The sequence below is a fragment of the Streptomyces rubrogriseus genome, from assembly GCF_027947575.1.
GTDB classification, from domain to species: Bacteria; Actinomycetota; Actinomycetes; order Streptomycetales; family Streptomycetaceae; genus Streptomyces; species Streptomyces rubrogriseus.
Genome location: NZ_CP116256.1, coordinates 2,030,512 through 2,048,189, shown reverse-complemented (window position 1 = coordinate 2,048,189; position 17,678 = coordinate 2,030,512). Strand labels below are relative to the sequence as shown.

14 protein-coding genes and 1 tRNA gene are annotated in these 17,678 nt (G+C 70.7%); 11 read left to right on the top strand and 4 right to left on the bottom strand.

Features of this window, described 5'->3' with window-relative positions; translation table 11 throughout:
• Positions 1–189: 189 nt before the first annotated feature.
• The 9 genes from Sru02f_RS08940 to Sru02f_RS08900 all read left to right on the top strand — a co-directional run bounded on the left by Sru02f_RS08940 (position 190) and on the right by Sru02f_RS08900 (position 10,385).
• Entirely contained in the window at positions 190–2,469 is a 2,280-nt protein-coding gene (locus Sru02f_RS08940; protein WP_109031895.1) for an FdhF/YdeP family oxidoreductase, read from the top strand.
• A 90-nt stretch (positions 2,470–2,559) separates the two neighbouring features.
• Entirely contained in the window at positions 2,560–3,048 is a 489-nt protein-coding gene (locus Sru02f_RS08935; protein WP_164276837.1) for a PaaI family thioesterase, read from the top strand.
• Between the two features lie 448 nt (positions 3,049–3,496).
• On the top strand, positions 3,497–3,742 hold the full coding sequence (locus tag Sru02f_RS08930) for a hypothetical protein (RefSeq protein ID WP_331478594.1): 246 nt from the start codon (positions 3,497–3,499) through the stop codon (positions 3,740–3,742).
• On the top strand, positions 3,739–4,335 hold the full coding sequence (locus tag Sru02f_RS08925) for a Tat pathway signal sequence domain protein (RefSeq protein ID WP_109032109.1): 597 nt from the start codon (positions 3,739–3,741) through the stop codon (positions 4,333–4,335). Before Sru02f_RS08930 ends, Sru02f_RS08925 begins: the two co-directional genes overlap by 4 nt.
• Positions 4,336–4,622: 287 nt before the next feature.
• The gene (locus Sru02f_RS08920; RefSeq protein ID WP_164276841.1) at positions 4,623–5,858 is read left to right on the top strand and encodes a branched-chain amino acid ABC transporter substrate-binding protein; all 1,236 of its coding nucleotides are present in this window, start codon (positions 4,623–4,625) and stop codon (positions 5,856–5,858) included.
• A 114-nt stretch (positions 5,859–5,972) separates the two neighbouring features.
• Positions 5,973–6,905, top strand: a complete 933-nt coding sequence (locus Sru02f_RS08915) for a branched-chain amino acid ABC transporter permease (protein WP_003976808.1) — start codon at positions 5,973–5,975, stop codon at positions 6,903–6,905.
• Positions 6,906–6,910: 5 nt separating this feature from the next.
• Complete coding sequence (locus tag Sru02f_RS08910) at positions 6,911–8,737, top strand: branched-chain amino acid ABC transporter permease (RefSeq protein ID WP_109031891.1); 1,827 nt, start codon at positions 6,911–6,913, stop codon at positions 8,735–8,737.
• 5 nt (positions 8,738–8,742) lie between these two features.
• Positions 8,743–9,672 carry an ABC transporter ATP-binding protein gene (locus tag Sru02f_RS08905; RefSeq protein WP_003976806.1) on the top strand — a complete coding sequence of 310 codons (930 nt, stop codon included), beginning with the start codon at positions 8,743–8,745 and terminating at the stop codon, positions 9,670–9,672.
• The gene (locus Sru02f_RS08900; protein WP_109031890.1) at positions 9,669–10,385 is read left to right on the top strand and encodes an ABC transporter ATP-binding protein; all 717 of its coding nucleotides are present in this window, start codon (positions 9,669–9,671) and stop codon (positions 10,383–10,385) included. Before Sru02f_RS08905 ends, Sru02f_RS08900 begins: the two co-directional genes overlap by 4 nt.
• A gap of 75 nt (positions 10,386–10,460) precedes the next feature.
• On the opposite strand, the gene Sru02f_RS08895 is transcribed toward Sru02f_RS08900, so the two are convergent.
• Positions 10,461–11,117: an ANTAR domain-containing response regulator gene (locus Sru02f_RS08895; RefSeq protein ID WP_109031889.1), complete on the bottom strand. Its 657-nt coding sequence runs from the start codon at positions 11,115–11,117 to the stop codon at positions 10,461–10,463.
• A gap of 101 nt (positions 11,118–11,218) precedes the next feature.
• On the opposite strand from Sru02f_RS08895, the gene Sru02f_RS08890 reads away from it, so the two are divergent.
• Positions 11,219–11,292 (top strand) — tRNA-Leu (locus Sru02f_RS08890).
• A 49-nt stretch (positions 11,293–11,341) separates the two neighbouring features.
• On the opposite strand, the gene pyk is transcribed toward Sru02f_RS08890, so the two are convergent.
• Positions 11,342–12,772, bottom strand: coding sequence for a pyruvate kinase (gene pyk / locus Sru02f_RS08885; protein ID WP_109031888.1), 1,431 nt, complete (start codon positions 12,770–12,772; stop codon positions 11,342–11,344).
• A gap of 214 nt (positions 12,773–12,986) precedes the next feature.
• Here pyk and Sru02f_RS08880 point away from each other — a divergent pair, with 214 nt between their 5' ends.
• Positions 12,987–14,795 (top strand): bifunctional metallophosphatase/5'-nucleotidase, encoded by a 1,809-nt coding sequence (locus Sru02f_RS08880; RefSeq protein WP_109031887.1) that lies wholly within the window; start codon positions 12,987–12,989, stop codon positions 14,793–14,795.
• A gap of 18 nt (positions 14,796–14,813) precedes the next feature.
• Here the strand turns inward: Sru02f_RS08880 and Sru02f_RS08875 are convergent, their stop codons facing one another.
• Positions 14,814–16,226 carry a lysine N(6)-hydroxylase/L-ornithine N(5)-oxygenase family protein gene (locus Sru02f_RS08875; protein WP_109031886.1) on the bottom strand — a complete coding sequence of 471 codons (1,413 nt, stop codon included), beginning with the start codon at positions 16,224–16,226 and terminating at the stop codon, positions 14,814–14,816.
• A complete protein-coding gene (locus tag Sru02f_RS08870) occupies positions 16,223–17,581 on the bottom strand; it encodes a pyridoxal phosphate-dependent decarboxylase family protein (RefSeq protein ID WP_109031885.1) in 1,359 nt (452 codons plus the stop codon). The genes Sru02f_RS08875 and Sru02f_RS08870 overlap by 4 nt, the downstream gene beginning before the upstream one ends.
• Positions 17,582–17,678 lie beyond the last annotated feature (97 nt).

Below are 17,678 nucleotides of genomic sequence, written 5' to 3'. Positions count from 1 at the left end.
GGTCCCGGCCTCGCCGTCCCGCGGCCTCCTCGCGCCGTCCCGCACCGTCCCGCGCCGGGCGCGCGGCGGCGGCACCGCAGGTTCCGCAAGCTTTGCTCACCATCTCCGCCCGGCCCGGACGGCCTCGGTGCCGGCGGCGCGTGCGAGGATCGGAGACGTACTTCACACGTGTACGCGAAGGAGCGCGCGATGGCCACCAAGCCGCCCAAGGGTGATCCGGTTCAGGACGCGCCGCAGGTCTCGGAGCCCCAGCACGCGGCGGCGGGCATCCCGGCCATCGGCCACACCCTGCGGGTCGCGCAGCGGCAGATGGGGGTGCGGCGGACGGCGCTGACGCTCCTGCGCGTCAATCAGAAGGACGGCTTCGACTGCCCGGGCTGCGCCTGGCCGGAGGGGGACCACCGGCACAGGGCGGAGTTCTGCGAGAACGGCGCGAAGGCCGTGGCCGAGGAGGCCACCCTGCGCCGGGTCACCCCCGAGTTCTTCGCGGCGCACTCCGTCGCCGACCTCGCGACCCGCAGCGGCTACTGGCTGGGCCAGCAGGGCCGGCTGACGCACCCGGTGTACCTCCCGGAGGGCGGCGAGCACTACGAACCGGTCACCTGGGAGCGCGCCTTCGGCATCGTCGCGGAGGAGATCGCGGCGCTGGACTCGGCCGACGAGGCGGTCTTCTACACCTCGGGGCGCACCAGCAACGAGGCGGCGTTCCTGTACCAGCTCTTCGCGCGCGAGCTGGGCACCAACAACCTGCCGGACTGCTCCAACATGTGCCACGAGTCGTCCGGCTCGGCCCTGTCCGAGACCATCGGCGTCGGCAAGGGCAGCGTCCTGCTGGAGGACCTGTACAAGTCGGACCTGATCATCGTGGCGGGCCAGAACCCGGGCACCAACCACCCGCGGATGCTCTCGGCCCTGGAGAAGGCGAAGGCGAACGGCGCGCGGATCATCAGCGTCAATCCGCTGCCCGAGGCGGGTCTGGAGCGCTTCAAGAACCCGCAGACCCCCAAGGGGCTCACCGCGGGCGCCTCCCTGACCGACCTGTTCCTGCAGATCCGCCTCGGCGGCGACCAGGCGCTGTTCCGGCTCCTCAACAAGCTGATCGTCGAGACGGAGGGCGCGGTCGACGAGGCCTTCGTCGAGGAACACACGCACGGCTACGAGGAGTTCGCGACGGCCGCCCGCGCCGCCGACTGGGACGACACGCTCGCGGCGACGGGTCTCACGCGCGCGGAGATCGAAGAAGCGCTGCGCATGGTGCTCGCCTCGGAGCGCACCATCGTGTGCTGGGCGATGGGTCTGACCCAGCACAAGCACTCGGTGCCCACGATCCGCGAGGTCGTGAACTTCCTGCTGCTGCGCGGCAACATCGGCCGCCCGGGCGCCGGCGTCTGCCCGGTGCGCGGCCACTCCAACGTGCAGGGCGACCGCACGATGGGCATCTTCGAGCGGCCCGCGCCCGCCTTCCTGGACGCCCTGGAGAAGGAGTTCGGCTTCGCCCCGCCGCGCGAGCACGGCTACGACGTCGTACGGGCGATCCGCGCGCTGCGCGACGGCGAGGCGAAGGTCTTCTTCGCCATGGGCGGCAACTTCGTCTCCGCCTCCCCCGACACGGAGGTCACCGAGGCGGCGATGCGCCGGGCCCGGCTCACCGTGCACGTGTCGACGAAGCTGAACCGCTCGCACGCGGTCACGGGCGCGCGGGCGCTGATCCTGCCGACGCTGGGCCGCACGGAGCGTGATCTCCAGGGCGGCGGCGAGCAGTTCGTGACCGTCGAGGACTCCATGGGCATGGTGCACGCCTCGCGCGGGCGGCTGGAGCCCGCGAGCGGTCAGCTGCTGTCCGAGCCCGCGATCGTGTGCCGGCTGGCGCGGCGGGTGCTGGGCGAGGAGAGCCGCACGCCGTGGGAGGAGTTCGAGAAGGACTACGCGACGATCCGGGACCGCATCGGGCGGGTCGTGCCGGGCTTCGAGGACTTCAACGCGCGCGTGGCGCACCCCGGGGGTTTCGCGCTGCCGCACGCCCCGCGCGACGAGCGCCGCTTCCCGACGGCCACCGGAAAGGCCAACTTCACCGCCGCTCCGGTCGAGTTCCCCGAGCTGCCCGAGGGGCGGCTGCTGCTGCAGACGCTGCGCTCGCACGACCAGTACAACACCACGATCTACGGCCTGGACGACCGTTACCGGGGGATCAGGAACGGCCGTCGTGTCGTCCTGGTCAACCCGGAGGACGCCCGGAAGCTGGGCGTCGAGGACGGCTCGTACGTCGACCTGGTGAGCGAGTGGCGGGACGGTGTGGAGCGGCGGGCGCCAGGCTTCCGCGTCGTGCACTACCCGACGGCCCGGGGCTGCGCGGCGGCGTACTACCCGGAGACCAACGTGCTCGTGCCGCTGGACGCCACCGCGGACACCAGCAACACCCCGGCCAGCAAGTCGGTGGTCGTCCGTCTGGAACAATCGGCGACCGACTGAGCGTTTGCTCAGCCAAGCGACCGGCCGGCGCCTCCGAGCGTGCGGCCGGCCGGCGGACACGCAGACGGATCGACGAAACGGAGCCGGCCCATGGGCGAGCGGCAGCAGGTGCAGTTCCCGCAGGAGGTCATCGACGAGTACGCCGCGCTCGGCGTCGATCTGCCGGCCCTGTTCTCCGCGGGACATCTGGGCACGCGCATGGGTGTCCAGATCGTCGAGGCCTCCGCCGACCGGGTCGTCGGCACGATGCCGGTGGAGGGCAACACCCAGCCGTACGGACTGCTGCACGGGGGCGCCTCGGCCGTGCTGGCCGAGACGCTCGGGTCGGTCGGCTCGATGCTGCACGGGGGCGCCGCCAAGATCGCCGTCGGGGTCGACCTGAACTGCACCCATCACCGCGGGGTCCGCTCCGGTCTGGTCACCGGGGTGGCGACGCCGGTGCACCGCGGCCGGTCGACGGCCACGTACGAGGTCGTGATCAGCGACGAGCAGGACCGCCGGGTGTGCACCGCCCGGCTGACCTGCCTGCTGCGGGACGTGAACCCCGGTGACGGAGTCCGGGCGACCACGGCGGGCTAGGTGTACTGATCACTAGCGTCGTCCATGCCGACCGGGTCTGATCACGGCGAAGACGCGGGGTCCGGCACGCCGGCGCGAGGCGCCCTCCGCCCCCGCCCCACCCGGCCCGGCCCGGGGCATTGCCCCCTGCCGCCGGGCGCTCTAGCGTCGGGGCATGGGACGGGGAGGGGGCCCTCGGCCGGGGGCGGCGGCGCTTCGGCGCCGTGTCGTGCGGGGGCGGGCCGTGCCCGGAGCGGGCGTACGCGCTCCCGCGGTCCCAACTTCCAAACGGGCCAGGCCCTTGGCCCTGACCCTGGCGCTGCTGATCGGCGTCTCCGCCGCCGGGTGCGGCGGCGGCCCCGGCGACCCGACGGGAGGTTCCGCCGGTACCGCGCCCAGCGCTTCTCCGCCGTCCACGTCGGGCGCGTCGTCCGGACCCCCTCGCCCCTTGTCCGGCGCGGAGTTGTGCGTGAGCGCCGTCGGGTACTGGGCGCGCGAGATACTGGACGGCGGCGTGCCCTACGGCGACTATCAGTCGATGGGGCTGTCCAACCGTCAGTACGACATCCTGCGGGAGGTCGTGGCCGCGGCACGGGCCGCGAAACGGGAGCAGGGCGACCGCGCCGCAGCTGAGTTGACCGACCGTCAGGTGCGCCGGACATGTGCCGAGCGGTACCGCGACGGCGGTCCGAGCGTCGGCCCGTGGCAGCGATGAGCGGCGTCGGACCGGTCGAGCCGGGCGAGGACACCCACGTCCGGGAAGCCCCGCGGCCCCGTCCGCGCGGCCCCCTGGCCCTGCGCTACGACCGCCACCGCCGGACCGTCCTCGCCTCCGCCGCCGCCCTCGTCGTCCTGTCGGGCGGCGGCTACCTGTACGCCAGCCGCCCGCAGCCGCGCCCCGCTCCCCCGCCGCCCTACCCGTCCCAGGCGGTCGACCTGGTCTACGGGGCCCCCGTGACCGGCTCGCCCTCGACCCGGGCCGCCGGCTACAGCTTCACGGTGCTGCTGAGCGTGCGCAGCGGGCCGCCCGTCACCGTGACGCGGCTGACCCAGCCCTACGACGGCCTGTCGGTGACCACCTCCCCCGCGGCACCTTTCCAGACAAAATCGCATTCCGCCCGCAAGATCATTGTCACGCTACGGGTGACGGAATGTGAAAAAGCGCCCCGGAATCCCGGACTCCCTTTCCTGGATGTAACACTGCGTAATGTGCGCGCAATAGAAGCCCACAGTTTCATCCTGGGGTCGCGCTATGCACGGGACCTCTCCCGGGCCCTCGAGGTCGCCTGCAGCAACGATTCGAGGTAATCACCAAAACGTCCCAGACGCCTGAACCGGACCGGTCCGTCCTGCGGGTTCTCAGCATGCGGACAGGGCGAATCGGCCTGAATTCAGCCCTTCTTCCCAGCCAGTACCGCTCTGCAATACCCGGTGTCATAACAAGAGAGTCACAGCCTCAGTCAGACCCTCCTCCACCTTCCCCACACACGCTTAGAGTCACGGCCAGTCACCGCGCCGTCGGATTGTCATTTCGGCCCCGCGCTCGACTCGACCGCCTCCACGGGGAAGCGGCCGTGCCAGGGAAAGGACTGATCGTGCGTCAACGTTCGCTCATCGCCATCACCGCCGCTCTGGCGGCGGGAGCGCTCACCCTCACCGCCTGCGGCTCGCGCGACGACGACGGCGGCTCGGACTCCGGCAACGGCGGCGGTGGCACCACCGTCGTCATCGGTGTCGACGCCCCGCTGACCGGCGACCTGTCCGCGCTCGGCCTCGGCATCAAGAACTCGGCGGACCTCGCGGCCAAGACGGCCAACAAGAACAAGACCGTCGAGGGCATCACCTTCAAGGTCGAGGCGCTCGACGACCAGGGCCAGCCCTCCGTCGGCCAGCAGAACGCCAGCAGCTTCGTCGCCAACAAGGACGTCCTCGGCGTCGTCGGCCCGCTGAACTCGTCGGTCGGCGAGTCCATGCAGAAGGTCTTCGACACCGCCAAGCTGGTCGAGGTCTCCCCGGCCAACACCGGCCCCTCCCTCACCCAGGGCCCGGACTGGCGCAACAAGAAGGTCCGCCAGTACAAGTCGTACTTCCGCACCGCGACCACGGACGCCATTCAGGGCCCGTTCGCCGCGCAGTACGTCTACAACGACGCCAAGAAGAAGAAGGTCTTCGTCATCGACGACAAGAAGACCTACGGCGCGGGCCTCGCCGGCACCTTCACCGACGAGTTCAAGAAGCTCGGCGGCCAGGTGGTCGGCACCGAGCACATCAACCCGGACACCAAGGACTTCTCCTCGGTCGCCACCAAGGTGAAGAACTCCGGCGCCGACGTCGTCTACTACGGCGGTGAGTACCCGCAGGCCGGCCCGCTGAGCAAGCAGATCAAGGAGGCCGGCGCCAAGATTCCGCTGGTCGGCGGCGACGGAATCAAGGACGACACCTTCATCAAGCTGGCCGGCGCCGCCGCCAACGGCGACCTCGCCACCTCCGTCGGCGCGCCCGTCGAGGAGCTCCCGTCGGCCAAGAAGTTCGTGGCCGACTACAAGACGGAGGGTTACAAGGAGGACTACGCGGCCTACGGCGGCTACTCCTACGACTCCGCCTGGGCGATCATCGAGGCCGTCAAGAAGGTCGTCGAGGACAACGGCGGGAAGCTTCCCGACGACGCCCGCGCCAAGGTCACCGAGGCCATGCAGAACGTCTCCTTCGACGGTGTGACCGGCAAGGTCTCCTTCGACGAGTTCGGTGACGCGACCAACAAGCAGCTCACCGTCTACTCCGTCGAGAACGGGGCCTTCAACGACGTCAAGTCCGGTACCTACACCGGCTGACCGACCGCACCACTGCCCACGAGCCGCGCGGGGCGCTGTTCCACTGGCGCCCCGCGCGGACTCGCATCCGGCCACACCATCCGTCGAACGTCCGAATGTCTCGGAGGACATGCGGTGAACGAACTGCCGCAGCAGCTGGTCAACGGCCTGCTACTGGGATCCATGTACGGGCTCGTCGCCATCGGCTACACAATGGTCTACGGCATCGTCCAGCTCATCAACTTCGCCCACGGCGAGATCTTCATGACCGGCGCCTTCGGCGCACTCACGGTCTACATGTACATCCTGCCCGACGGCACCTCCATGCTGATCGCCCTGCCCCTGATGCTCATCGGCGCGGTGATCGTCTCCACCACCGTCGCCGTCGGGGCGGAACGGTTCGCCTATCGCCCCCTGCGCGGCGCACCCCGGCTCGCGCCCCTCATCACCGCGATCGGCCTCTCCCTCGCCCTGCAGCAGGCGGTGTGGGCCTGGTACCCGGACGCGAAGTCCGCGCGGCCCTTCCCGCAGATCGACGGCGGGCCCTTCCACATAGGCAACGTCACCCTCCAGACCGGCGACATCTTCCTGTTCGTCGTCGCCCCGGTGAGCATGGCCATCCTCGGCTTCTTCGTGATGCGCACCCGCACCGGACGGGGCATGCAGGCCACCGCCCAGGACCCGGACACCGCCAAGCTGATGGGCGTCAACACGGACCGCATCATCGTGATCGCCTTCGCCCTCGGCGCCGTCTTCGCCGCCGTCGGAGGCGTCGCCTACGGCCTCAGGTACGGCCAGATCGAGTTCAAGATGGGCTTCATCCTCGGACTCAAGGCCTTCACCGCGGCGGTACTCGGCGGCATCGGCAACATCTACGGCGCCATGATCGGCGGTGTCGTCCTCGGCGTCGCCGAGACCCTGGCCACCGCCTACATCGCCGACATCCCCGGCCTGGACAAGTTCGGCAGCCAGTCCTGGGCGGACGTCTGGGCCTTCATCCTCCTCATCCTCGTGCTGTTGTTCAGGCCACAGGGCCTGCTCGGCGAACGCGTTGCGGACAGGGCGTGACACCGATGACCACACAGACCACCGCGCCGAAGAACACCGGCGCCCCCGTACCGGGCGACGCCTCCGGCCTCATCGGCATACCCGCGAACCTCGGCCGTGCCCTCGCCACCGGCGGCGGCGTCCTCACCGTCGTCTCCACCTTCCTCGCCTGGACCTGGACCGCCGAGTTCCCCGGCGACCTCACCGTCTACGGCTACCCCGGCGGCCTCCAGGTCCTGGTGCTGATCGCCGGCGCCCTCACCGCCCTCTTCGGCCTCGCGTCGTACGGCGTCAAGGGGCTCGGCTGGCTCGCACCCGCAGGCGCCGACGCCGCGCTGAAGTTCGCCGCCCTCGCCGCCTTCGCCACCACCTGGTACACGATCATCGCGATCAGCACCAAGCTCGGCGGCGTCGTCAACCTCGAACCCGGCGGCTACATCGCCGCGGCCGCCACCCTCGTCGCGTTCCTGGGCGCCCTCGCGCTGCCCTTCGAGCGCCCCGAGCCCGACCCGTTCGACCCCGACGACACCGGCTGGGACCAGTTCAAGCACACCAGCTCGCAGAACTGGCAGACCGTCCGGGCGGCCTTCGCCTCCAAGGAGCCGCGGCCCGTGCGCGCGCTCCCCTCCTACGTCGAGATCCTCGTCATCGTCGCCACCCTCGCCGTGGCCCTGCTCGTCTTCACCTACGGCATCGGCACCGAGTACGACGAACTGTTCATCGGCTTCCTGATCGTCTCCGGTTTCGGCTTCACCGCCCTCCACCGCTCCGGGCTGATCGGCCACATCACCGAGATCACCGCACGGCACCAGAACATCACCGTCTGCGGCGGCTTCATCGCGGCGGCCTGCTTCCCCTTCACGCAGTCCGACGACCAGTACGCCACCCTCGGCGTCTACATCCTGATCTTCGCCACGGTGGCGCTCGGCCTGAACATCGTCGTCGGCCTCGCCGGCCTGCTCGACCTCGGCTACGTGGCCTTCCTCGGCGTCGGCGCCTACGCCGCCTCCATGGTCTCCGGCTCCCCCAGCTCACCCTTCGACCTGCACCTGCCCTTCTGGGCCGCGGTCCTGGTCGGCGCGGCCGCCTCCCTGGTGTTCGGCGTCCTGATCGGCGCGCCCACGCTGCGGCTGCGCGGCGACTACCTCGCCATCGTGACCCTCGGCTTCGGTGAGATCTTCCGGATCACCGCCAACAACCTGGACGGCACCTCGGGGCCGGACGTCACCAACGGCTCCAACGGCATCTCGTCCATCCCCGACCTGAAGATCCTCGGCTTCGACCTCGGTGTCTCGCACGACATGGGCGGCTTCACCCTCGGCCGGTTCGCCAACTACTTCCTGCTCATGCTCATCATCACGGCCGTCGTCGTCCTCGTCTTCCGGCGCAGCGGCGACTCCCGCATCGGCCGCGCCTGGGTCGCCATCCGCGAGGACGAGACCGCCGCGCTCGCCATGGGCATCAACGGCTTCCGCGTCAAGCTCATCGCGTTCGCCGTCGGCGCCTCGCTGGCCGGACTGGCCGGCACCGTCCAGGCGCACGTCACCTACACCGTCACGCCCGAGCAGTACCTGTTCGCCGGCACCACGCCGCCCAACTCGGCCTTCCTGCTCGCCGCGGTCGTGCTCGGCGGCATGGGCACCATCGCCGGTCCGCTCATCGGCGCGGCGCTGCTCTTCCTGATTCCCAACAAGCTCCAGTTCCTCGACGACTACCAGCTCCTCGCCTTCGGGCTCGCGCTCGTCCTGCTGATGCGCTTCCGCCCGGAGGGCCTCATCGCCAACCGGCGACGCAAGCTGGAGTTCCACGAAGAGGACGAAGCGCCCGCAGTCCTGAGCAAGACAGGGGCCTGACCACCATGACCACCGACACCACCACCAAGGACACCGCACCGGGCGCCCCCGCCCCCGGCACCACCATCCTCGACGCGCGCGGTGTCACGATGCGCTTCGGCGGACTGACCGCCGTGAACGGCGTCGACCTCACCGTGAACAGCGGCGAGATCGTCGGCCTGATCGGCCCCAACGGCGCCGGCAAGACGACCTTCTTCAACTGCCTGACCGGCCTCTACATCCCGACCGAGGGCGAGGTCCGCTACAAGGGCCAGGTCCTGCCGGCCAAGTCCTTCAAGGTGACCGCCGCCGGCGTCGCCCGTACCTTCCAGAACATCCGGCTGTTCGCCAACATGACGGTCCTGGAGAACGTGCTCGTCGGCCGCCACACCCGCACCAAGGAGGGCTTCTGGTCGGCCGTGCTGCGCGGGCCCGGCTTCCACCGGGCGGAGAAGGCGTCCCGGGAACGCGCCCTGGAACTGCTGGAGTTCGTGGGCCTCGCGCCCAAGGCCGACCACCTCGCCCGCAATCTGCCCTACGGCGAGCAGCGCAAGCTGGAGATCGCCCGCGCGCTGGCCAGCGAGCCGGGGCTGCTGCTCCTGGACGAGCCGACGGCCGGTATGAACCCCCAGGAGACGCGGGCCACCGAGGAGTTGGTCTTCGCCATCCGGGACCAGGGCATCGCCGTCCTCGTCATCGAGCACGACATGCGGTTCATCTTCAACCTCTGCGACCGCGTCGCCGTACTCGTCCAGGGCGAGAAGCTCGTCGAGGGCGACAGCGCCACGGTGCAGGGCGACGAGCGCGTCGTCGCCGCCTACCTCGGCGAACCCCTCGCCGACGACCCCGGCGCCGCGGAGGCGGCCGAGGTGGAGGCCGCCGAAGCCGCGCAGGCCGAAGCCGCCCGGGCCGACACCACCACGGACACCGCGGCCGGCAAGGAGAACGACCGATGACCGCACTGCTCGAGGTCGAGGACCTCCGCGTCGCCTACGGCAAGATCGAGGCCGTCAAGGGCATCTCCTTCAAGGTCGACGCCGGCGAGGTGGTCACCCTCATCGGCACCAACGGCGCCGGGAAGACCACGACGCTGCGCACCCTGTCGGGGCTGCTGAAGCCGGTCGGCGGCCAGATCAAGTTCGGCGGCAAGTCGCTCAAGAAGGTCCCCGCGCACCAGATCGTCTCGCTGGGCCTGGCCCACTCGCCCGAGGGGCGGCACATCTTCCCGCGCATGACGATCGAGGACAACCTGCGCCTCGGTGCCTTCCTGCGCAGCGACCGGCCGGGCATCGAGAAGGACATCCAGCGCGCCTACGACCTCTTCCCGATCCTCGGTGAACGCCGCAAGCAGGCCGCGGGCACCCTGTCCGGCGGTGAGCAGCAGATGCTCGCCATGGGCCGTGCCCTGATGTCCCAGCCCAAGCTGCTCATGCTCGACGAGCCCTCCATGGGCCTGTCGCCGATCATGATGCAGAAGATCATGGCGACGATCGCCGAGCTGAAGTCCCAGGGCACCACCATCCTGCTCGTCGAGCAGAACGCCCAGGCGGCCCTGTCGCTGGCCGACCACGGCCACGTCATGGAGGTCGGCAACATCGTCCTGTCCGGCAGCGGCCAGGACCTGCTGCACGACGAGTCGGTCCGCAAGGCCTACCTGGGCGAGGACTGACCGCCCCGGAGCACCGTACGGCCGAGGCCCGCGCCCCCACCCCGGGGACGCGGGCCTCACTCGTACGCCGGGGCCTCAGCCCTTGGACGCCTTCTTCTCCTCGGCGTCCTGGATGACCGCCTCGGCCACCTGCTGCATCGACATCCGCCGGTCCATGGAGGTCTTCTGGATCCACCGGAAGGCGGCCGGCTCGGTCAGCCCGTACTCCGTCTGGAGCACCGACTTGGCGCGGTCCACCAGCTTGCGGGTCTCCAGGCGCAGGCTGAGGTCGGCGACCTCCTTCTCCAGCGCCTTCAGCTCGGTGAACCGCGAGACGGCCATCTCGATCGCCGGCACGACGTCGCTCTTGCTGAACGGCTTCACGAGGTACGCCATGGCCCCGGCGTCCCGGGCCCGCTCCACCAGGTCGCGCTGCGAGAAGGCGGTCAGCATCAGGACCGGCGCGATGCTCTCCTCGGCGATCTTCTCCGCCGCGGAGATGCCGTCCATCTTGGGCATCTTCACGTCGAGGATCACCAGGTCGGGCTTGTGCTCCCGGGCCAGCTCCACGGCCTGCTCTCCGTCACCGGCCTCACCGACGACGGAGTACCCCTCCTCCTCCAGCATCTCTTTGAGGTCCAGCCGGATGAGCGCCTCGTCCTCGGCGATGACGACGCGGGTCGTCAGCGGAGGAACGTGCGACTGGTCGTCGTCGGGCACGTCTACGGGCTGGGGCGACTCGGGGGCGGTCACGTGGGCTCCTCGTTCGGGGCAGGGGTACTGCTGACAAGAGCCTACCTAGCTCCTGTATGTTTGAGTCACCGAGGGGCTACACTGACCTTCGGTTCGAAGAGGCTCCGGTAGTCCAATCGGCAGAGACGATGCCCTCAAAAGGCATTCAGTGTGGGTTCGAGTCCCACCCGGGGCACTTTCCCTTCATTTCGAAGGCATCCCCATGCGCCTGCGGGGCCACCCGTTCAGCGGTCGTCCTCCCCGATGTGGTGCACCCGCACCAGGTTCGTCGTGCCGGACACCCCCGGCGGTGAGCCGGCCGTGATGACCACGACGTCGCCCTTCTCGCAGCGTCCGTAGCGGGTCAGAAGCTCGTCCACCTGGTCGACCATCGCGTCCGTGGAGTCCACGTGCGGGCCGATGAAGGTCTCCACGCCCCAGGTCAGGCTCAGTTGCGAGCGGGTCGCCGGTTCCGGGGTGAAGGCGAGCAGCGGGATGGGCGAGCGGTAGCGGGAGAGGCGGCGGACGGTGTCGCCGGACTGGGTGAAGGCGACCAGGAACTTGGCGCCGAGGAAGTCGCCCATCTCGGCGGCGGCGCGGGCGACGGCACCGCCCTGGGTGCGGGGCTTGTTGCGTTCGGTCAGCGGGGGCAGCCCCTTGGCGAGGATGTCCTCCTCGGCCGCTTCGACGATGCGGGCCATGGTGCGCACGGTGTCGGTCGGGTGCTTGCCGACGCTGGTCTCGCCGGAGAGCATCACCGCGTCCGTGCCGTCGATGACCGCGTTGGCGACGTCGGAGGCCTCCGCGCGGGTCGGGCGGGCGTTGTCGATCATCGAGTCGAGCATCTGGGTGGCGACGATGACCGGCTTGGCGTTGCGCTTGGCCAGCTTGACGGCGCGCTTCTGGACGATCGGCACCTGTTCCAGGGGCATCTCGACGCCGAGGTCGCCCCGGGCGACCATGATCCCGTCGAAGGCCGCGACGATGTCCTCGATGTTCTCCACGGCCTGCGGCTTCTCGACCTTGGCGATGACGGGGAGGCGGCGGCCCTCCTCGTCCATGATGCGGTGCACGTCGAGGATGTCGCGTCCGCTGCGCACGAAGGAGAGCGCGACCACGTCGAAGCCGGCCCGCAGCGCCCAGCGCAGGTCGTCCTCGTCCTTCTTCGACAGGGCGGGCACGGACACCGCGACGCCGGGCAGGTTGAGGCCCTTGTGGTCGGAGACCATGCCGCCCTCGACCACCCGGGTGCGCACCCGCGGCCCGTCGACGCCGGTAACCTCCAGGCACACCTTGCCGTCGTCGACGAGGACGCGTTCACCGGGGGTGACGTCTTCGGCGAGGCCCGCGTAGGTGGTGCCGCAGGTGTGGCGGTCGCCCTCGACGCCCTCCTCGACGGTGATGGTGAAGCTGTCGCCGCGTTCAAGGAGTACGGGTCCTTCACCGAAGTGGCCGAGGCGGATCTTCGGACCCTGAAGGTCGGCGAGGGTGCCGACGCTGCGGCCGGTCTCGTCGGACGCCTTGCGGACACGGTGGTAGCGCTCTTCGTGTTCGGCGTGGGTGCCGTGGCTGAAATTGAAGCGGGCGATGTCCATTCCGGCGTCGACCAGGTCCTTGATCTGGTCGTACGAGTCGGTGGCGGGCCCAAGAGTGCAGACGATCTTTGCTCGGCGCATGGTTCGAGCCTATGACTTACTGCAGGGTAGCGAATTGGCCACGCATGACCACTCAACAACCTTTGAGTAAAGGGTTATTGACAAGTGTTGAATTGTGCGCACCTCCGCTCCGATGAGCATTCGGATGGTCCGCCACCCCTTGACAGGAGGCATGTTCAGGACAGAATCTACGCGCGTTGCCACTGTCTGCACGGGTCCCCGAGGAGAGTCAGTCATGCCGTTGAACCGCCGGAAGTTCCTGAGCAGGTCCGCCGTGACGGGGGCGGGGGTCGCCCTGGCCGGCGCGGGGGCGGCTCCGGCGGCCGAGGCCGCGGCCCCCGCGCACCGGGGCCACGGCCGGACCAAGCGGTACGCGCTCACCGTGCTCGGCACCACCGACCTGCACGGACACGTCTTCAACTGGGACTACTTCAAGGACGCCGAGTACACGGACGCGGCGGGCAACGCCCAGGGCCTCGGCCGGATCTCCACCCTGGTGAACCAGGTCCGCGAGGAGAAGGGCCGCCACAACACCCTGCTGGTGGACGCGGGCGACACCATCCAGGGCACCCCGCTGACGTACTACTACGCGAAGGTGGACCCGATCACCGCCGAGGGCGGTCCGGTGCACCCGATGGCGCAGGCGATGAACGCCATCGGCTACGACGCGGTGGCGCTCGGCAATCACGAGTTCAACTACGGCATCGAGACGCTGCGCAGGTTCGAGGAGCAGTGCGACTTCCCGCTGCTCGGCGCGAACGCGGTGGACGCCAAGACCCTGAAGCCCGCCTTCCCGCCGTACTTCATGAAGACGTTCCGGGTGAAGGGCGCGCGGCCGGTGAAGGTGGCGGTGCTGGGGCTGACCAACCCGGGCATCGCGATCTGGGACAAGGCGTACGTGCAGGGGAAGCTGGCCTTCCCGGGCCTCGAGGAGCAGGCGGCCAAGTGGGTGCCGAAGCTGCGTTCGATGGGCGCCGACGTCGTGGTCGTCTCGGCGCACTCGGGCTCGTCGGGCACCTCCTCCTACGGCGACCAGGTCCCGTACGTCGAGAACGCGGCGGCCAACGTGGCACGGCAGGTGCCGGGCATCGACGCGATCCTGGTGGGGCACGCGCACGAGGAGATCGCCGAGCTGAAGGTCGTCAACGAGCAGACCGGGAAGACGGTCGTGCTGTCGGAGCCGCTGTGCTACGCCGAGCGGCTGACCCTGTTCGACTTCGAGCTGGTCTTCGAGCGGGGCCGCTGGCACGTCGAGTCGGTGAAGGCGTCGCTGCGCAACTCCAACGCGGTGGAGGACGACCCGAGGATCACGAAGCTGCTGGCGGACGAGCACGAGAAGGTCGTGGCCTACGTCAACCAGGTGGTCGGCACCGCCACCGAGACGCTGACCACGGTCGAGGCGCGGTACAAGGACGCTCCGATCATCGACCTGATCACCAAGGTGCAGGAGGACGTGGTCAAGGAGGCGCTGGCGGGCACGGAGTACGCGGCGCTGCCGGTCCTCGCACAGGCGTCGCCCTTCTCGCGGACCTCCGAGATCCCGGCCGGCGACGTGACGATCCGGGACCTGTCGAGCCTGTACGTGTACGACAACACGCTGGTCGCGAAGCTGCTGACGGGCGCGCAGCTGCGGGCGTACCTGGAGTACTCGGCGGAGTACTACGTGCGGACGGCCGCCGGTGCGCCGGTGGACGTGGACAAGCTGACCAACGCGAACGGCCGCCCGGACTACAACTACGACTACGTCTCGGGCCTGAAGTACGAGATCGACGTGGCGCAGGCGGCCGGTTCGCGGATCAAGAACCTGACGTACGGCGGTGCTCCGCTGGACGACGCCCAGCAGTTCGTGCTGGCCGTGAACAACTACCGGGCCAACGGCGGCGGCGCCTTCCCGCACGTGGCGTCGGCCAAGGAGCTGTGGTCGGAGTCGACGGAGATCCGCACCCGGATCGCGGAGTGGGCGACCGCGAAGGGTGTACTGGACCCGAAGGACTTCGCGTCCGCGGACTGGTCGCTGACGCGCGACGGCGTGCCCGTGTTCTGAGCGGTGCCCGAGGCGGCCCTAGACCCCGTCCACCAGGGGGGTGAGCGCCCGGTGGTGGCGCGCCGACGGGATCTGGGGCAGGCCGCCGTCCAGGCCGAAGGTGGTGAAGGCGGTGCGGGCGGGCAGCGGGTACGGCTCCCGCCCGGTGAGGTCGTTGAGGATGGTCGCGCTGCGCCAGGCGGCTAGGCCCAGGTCGGGCGTGCCGACCCCGTGGGTGTGCGTCTCGGCGTTCTGGACGTAGACGGAGCCGGTGACGGACGGGTCGAGGACGAGGCGGTGGCGGTCGTCGACGCGGGGGCGTTCGGAGCTGTCGCGCCGCATGTAGGGGTCGAGCCCGGCGAGGAGCCGGCCCAGCGGGCGTTCCCGGTGGCCGGTGGCGAGGACGACGGCGTCGGTGGTGAGGCGCGAGCGGGTCTTCTGCTGCTCGTGCTCCAGGTGGAGTTCGACCTGGGTGGCGGCGATGCGTCCCGCGGTGCGGACGTGCACGCCGGGGGTGAGGGTGGTGTCGGGCCAGCCGCCGTCGAGGGTGCGCCGGTACAGCTCGTCGTGGATGGCGGCGGTGGTGTCGGCGTCGATGCCCTTGTGCAGCTGCCACTGGGCGGCGACGAGGCGGTCGCGGACCGGTTCGGCCAGGCCGTGGAAGTAGCGGGTGTAGTCGGGGGTGAAGTGCTCCAGGCCGAGCTTGGAGTACTCCATGGGCGCGAGGGCCTCGGTGCGGCCCAGCCAGTGCAGCCGCTCGCGCCCTGCGGGGCGGTGGCGGAGCAGGTCCAGGAAGACCTCCGCGCCGGACTGGCCGGTGCCGATGACGGTGACGTGTCCGGCGGCCAGGAGCGTGTCGCGGTGCCGGAGGTAGTCGGCGGCGTGGACGACGGGGACTGCGGGGTCCTCGACGAGGGGTCTGAGCGGGTCGGGGACGTGCGGCTCGGTGCCGACGCCGAGGACGACGTTCCTGGTGTACGTCCGGCCGAGGGCCTCGGCCTCCCCGTCGGCGTCGAGCTGGGTGTAGTCGACCTCGAAGAGGTCCCGTTCGGGGTTCCAGCGCACCGCGTCGACCTGGTGGTGGAAGCGCAGGGCGGGCAGGTTCTCGGCGACCCAGCGGCAGTAGGCGTCGTACTCGGCGCGCTCGATGTGGAAGCGCTCGGCGAAGTAGAACGGGAAGAGGCGTTCTCGGGCCCTGAGGTGGTTGAGGAAGGTCCAGGGGCTCGCCGGGTCGACGAGGGTGACCAGGTCGGCGAGGAAGGGCACCTGGACGCGTACGCCGTCGATGAGCAGGCCGGGGTGCCAGCGGAAGTCGGGGCGCTGGTCGTAGAAGACGGCGTCGAGGCCGGTGAGGGGGTCGGCGAGGGCCGCGAGGGAGAGGTTGAAGGGGCCGATGCCGATGCCGACGAGGTCGCGGCGGGCGTCGGGGGTGTGGGGCGCGGGGGTGTTCATCGCGGGACGTGTCCTTCCACGAGTGTCAGGAGTGCTGCGAGGTCGTCTGGGCGGGTGTGGGGGTTCAGCAGGGTCGCCTTGAGCCAGAGCCGCCCGTCGGCGCGGGCCCGGCCGAGTACGGCGCGGCCGGTGGTGAGCAGCGCGCGGCGCACGGCGGCGACGGCGTCGTCGGTCGCTGCGGCGGGCCGGAACAGGACCGTGCTGATGGTGGGCGGGGCGTGCAGTTCGAACCCGGGGCGGGTCTCGACCAGCCCGGCGAACTCCTGGGCGAGCGAGCAGACCGCGTCGACGAGGGCGCCCAGTCCGGCGCGCCCCAGGGTCTTGAGGGTGACGGCGGTCTTCAGGACGTCGGGGCGGCGGCTGGTGCGCGGGGAGCGCCCGAGGAGGTCGGGGAGGCCCGCGTCGGTGTCGTCGTCGGCGTTGAGGTAGTCGGCGCGGTGGTGGAGGGCGGCGAGGTCGTCGGCGTCCGTGACGGTGAGGAGGCCGGCGGGGATCGGCTGCCAGCCCAGCTTGTGCAGGTCCAGGGCGACGGTGTCGGCCGCCTCCAGTCCCGCCAGCCGGGCCCGGTGCCGGTCGCTGAACAGGAGGCCCGCGCCGTAGGCGGCGTCGACGTGGAGGCGGGCGCCGTGGGCGGCGCAGCGGTCGGCGATCTCGGGCAGCGGGTCGATGAGCCCGGCGTCGGTGGTGCCCGCGGTGGCGGCGACGAGGTGCGGGCCGGGGACCTGGGTGAGAGCCTCGTCCAGGGCGGCGGGGTCGAGGGTGCCGGCGGGGGCGGGGACGACGACCGGCTCGGGCAGGCCGAGCAGCCAGGCGGCGCGGGGCAGCGAGTGGTGGGCGCCCGCCCCGTGGACCAGCCGCAGGCCCGCGCCGTGCGTCTCGCGGGCGAGCAGGACGGCGAGCTGGTTGGACTCGGTGCCGCCGGTGGTGACGAGGGCGTCGGCGGCGCCGGTCTCGCGGGCGAGGGCGCGGGTGACGAGGGCTTCCAGCGCGGAGGCGGCGGGTGCCTGGTCCCAGGAGTCGAGGGAGGGGTTGAGGACGCTCGCGGCGAGGTCGGCGGCGGCCGCGACGGCGAGCGGCGGGGTGTGCAGGTGGGCCGCGCACAGGGGGTGGGCCGGGTCGGCGGCGCCCTCGGCCAGCGCGGTGACCAGGACACGGAGGGCCTCGGGGTCGCCCCTCTCGGGCAGGATGTCGCCGACCGCGTCCGCCACCCGGGCGGCGACGGCGCCGGGGCCGCCGACGGGCAGCGGGCCGCCGCGTGCGGCCGTGCCGGCGCGCAGGGCGTCGAGCACGGTGTCGAGCAGGGGCCGCAGGGCGTCGGCGCCGTGCGGGCCCGAGGCGAGGGGCGGCATGCCCATGAGCTGTCCTCCGGGCACGGGGAGCTGGGGTTCCAGCTTCCACGCGGAAGGGCGCGTACGCCCGGACAGCTCAGTGATCACAACCCGAAAGGGGTAT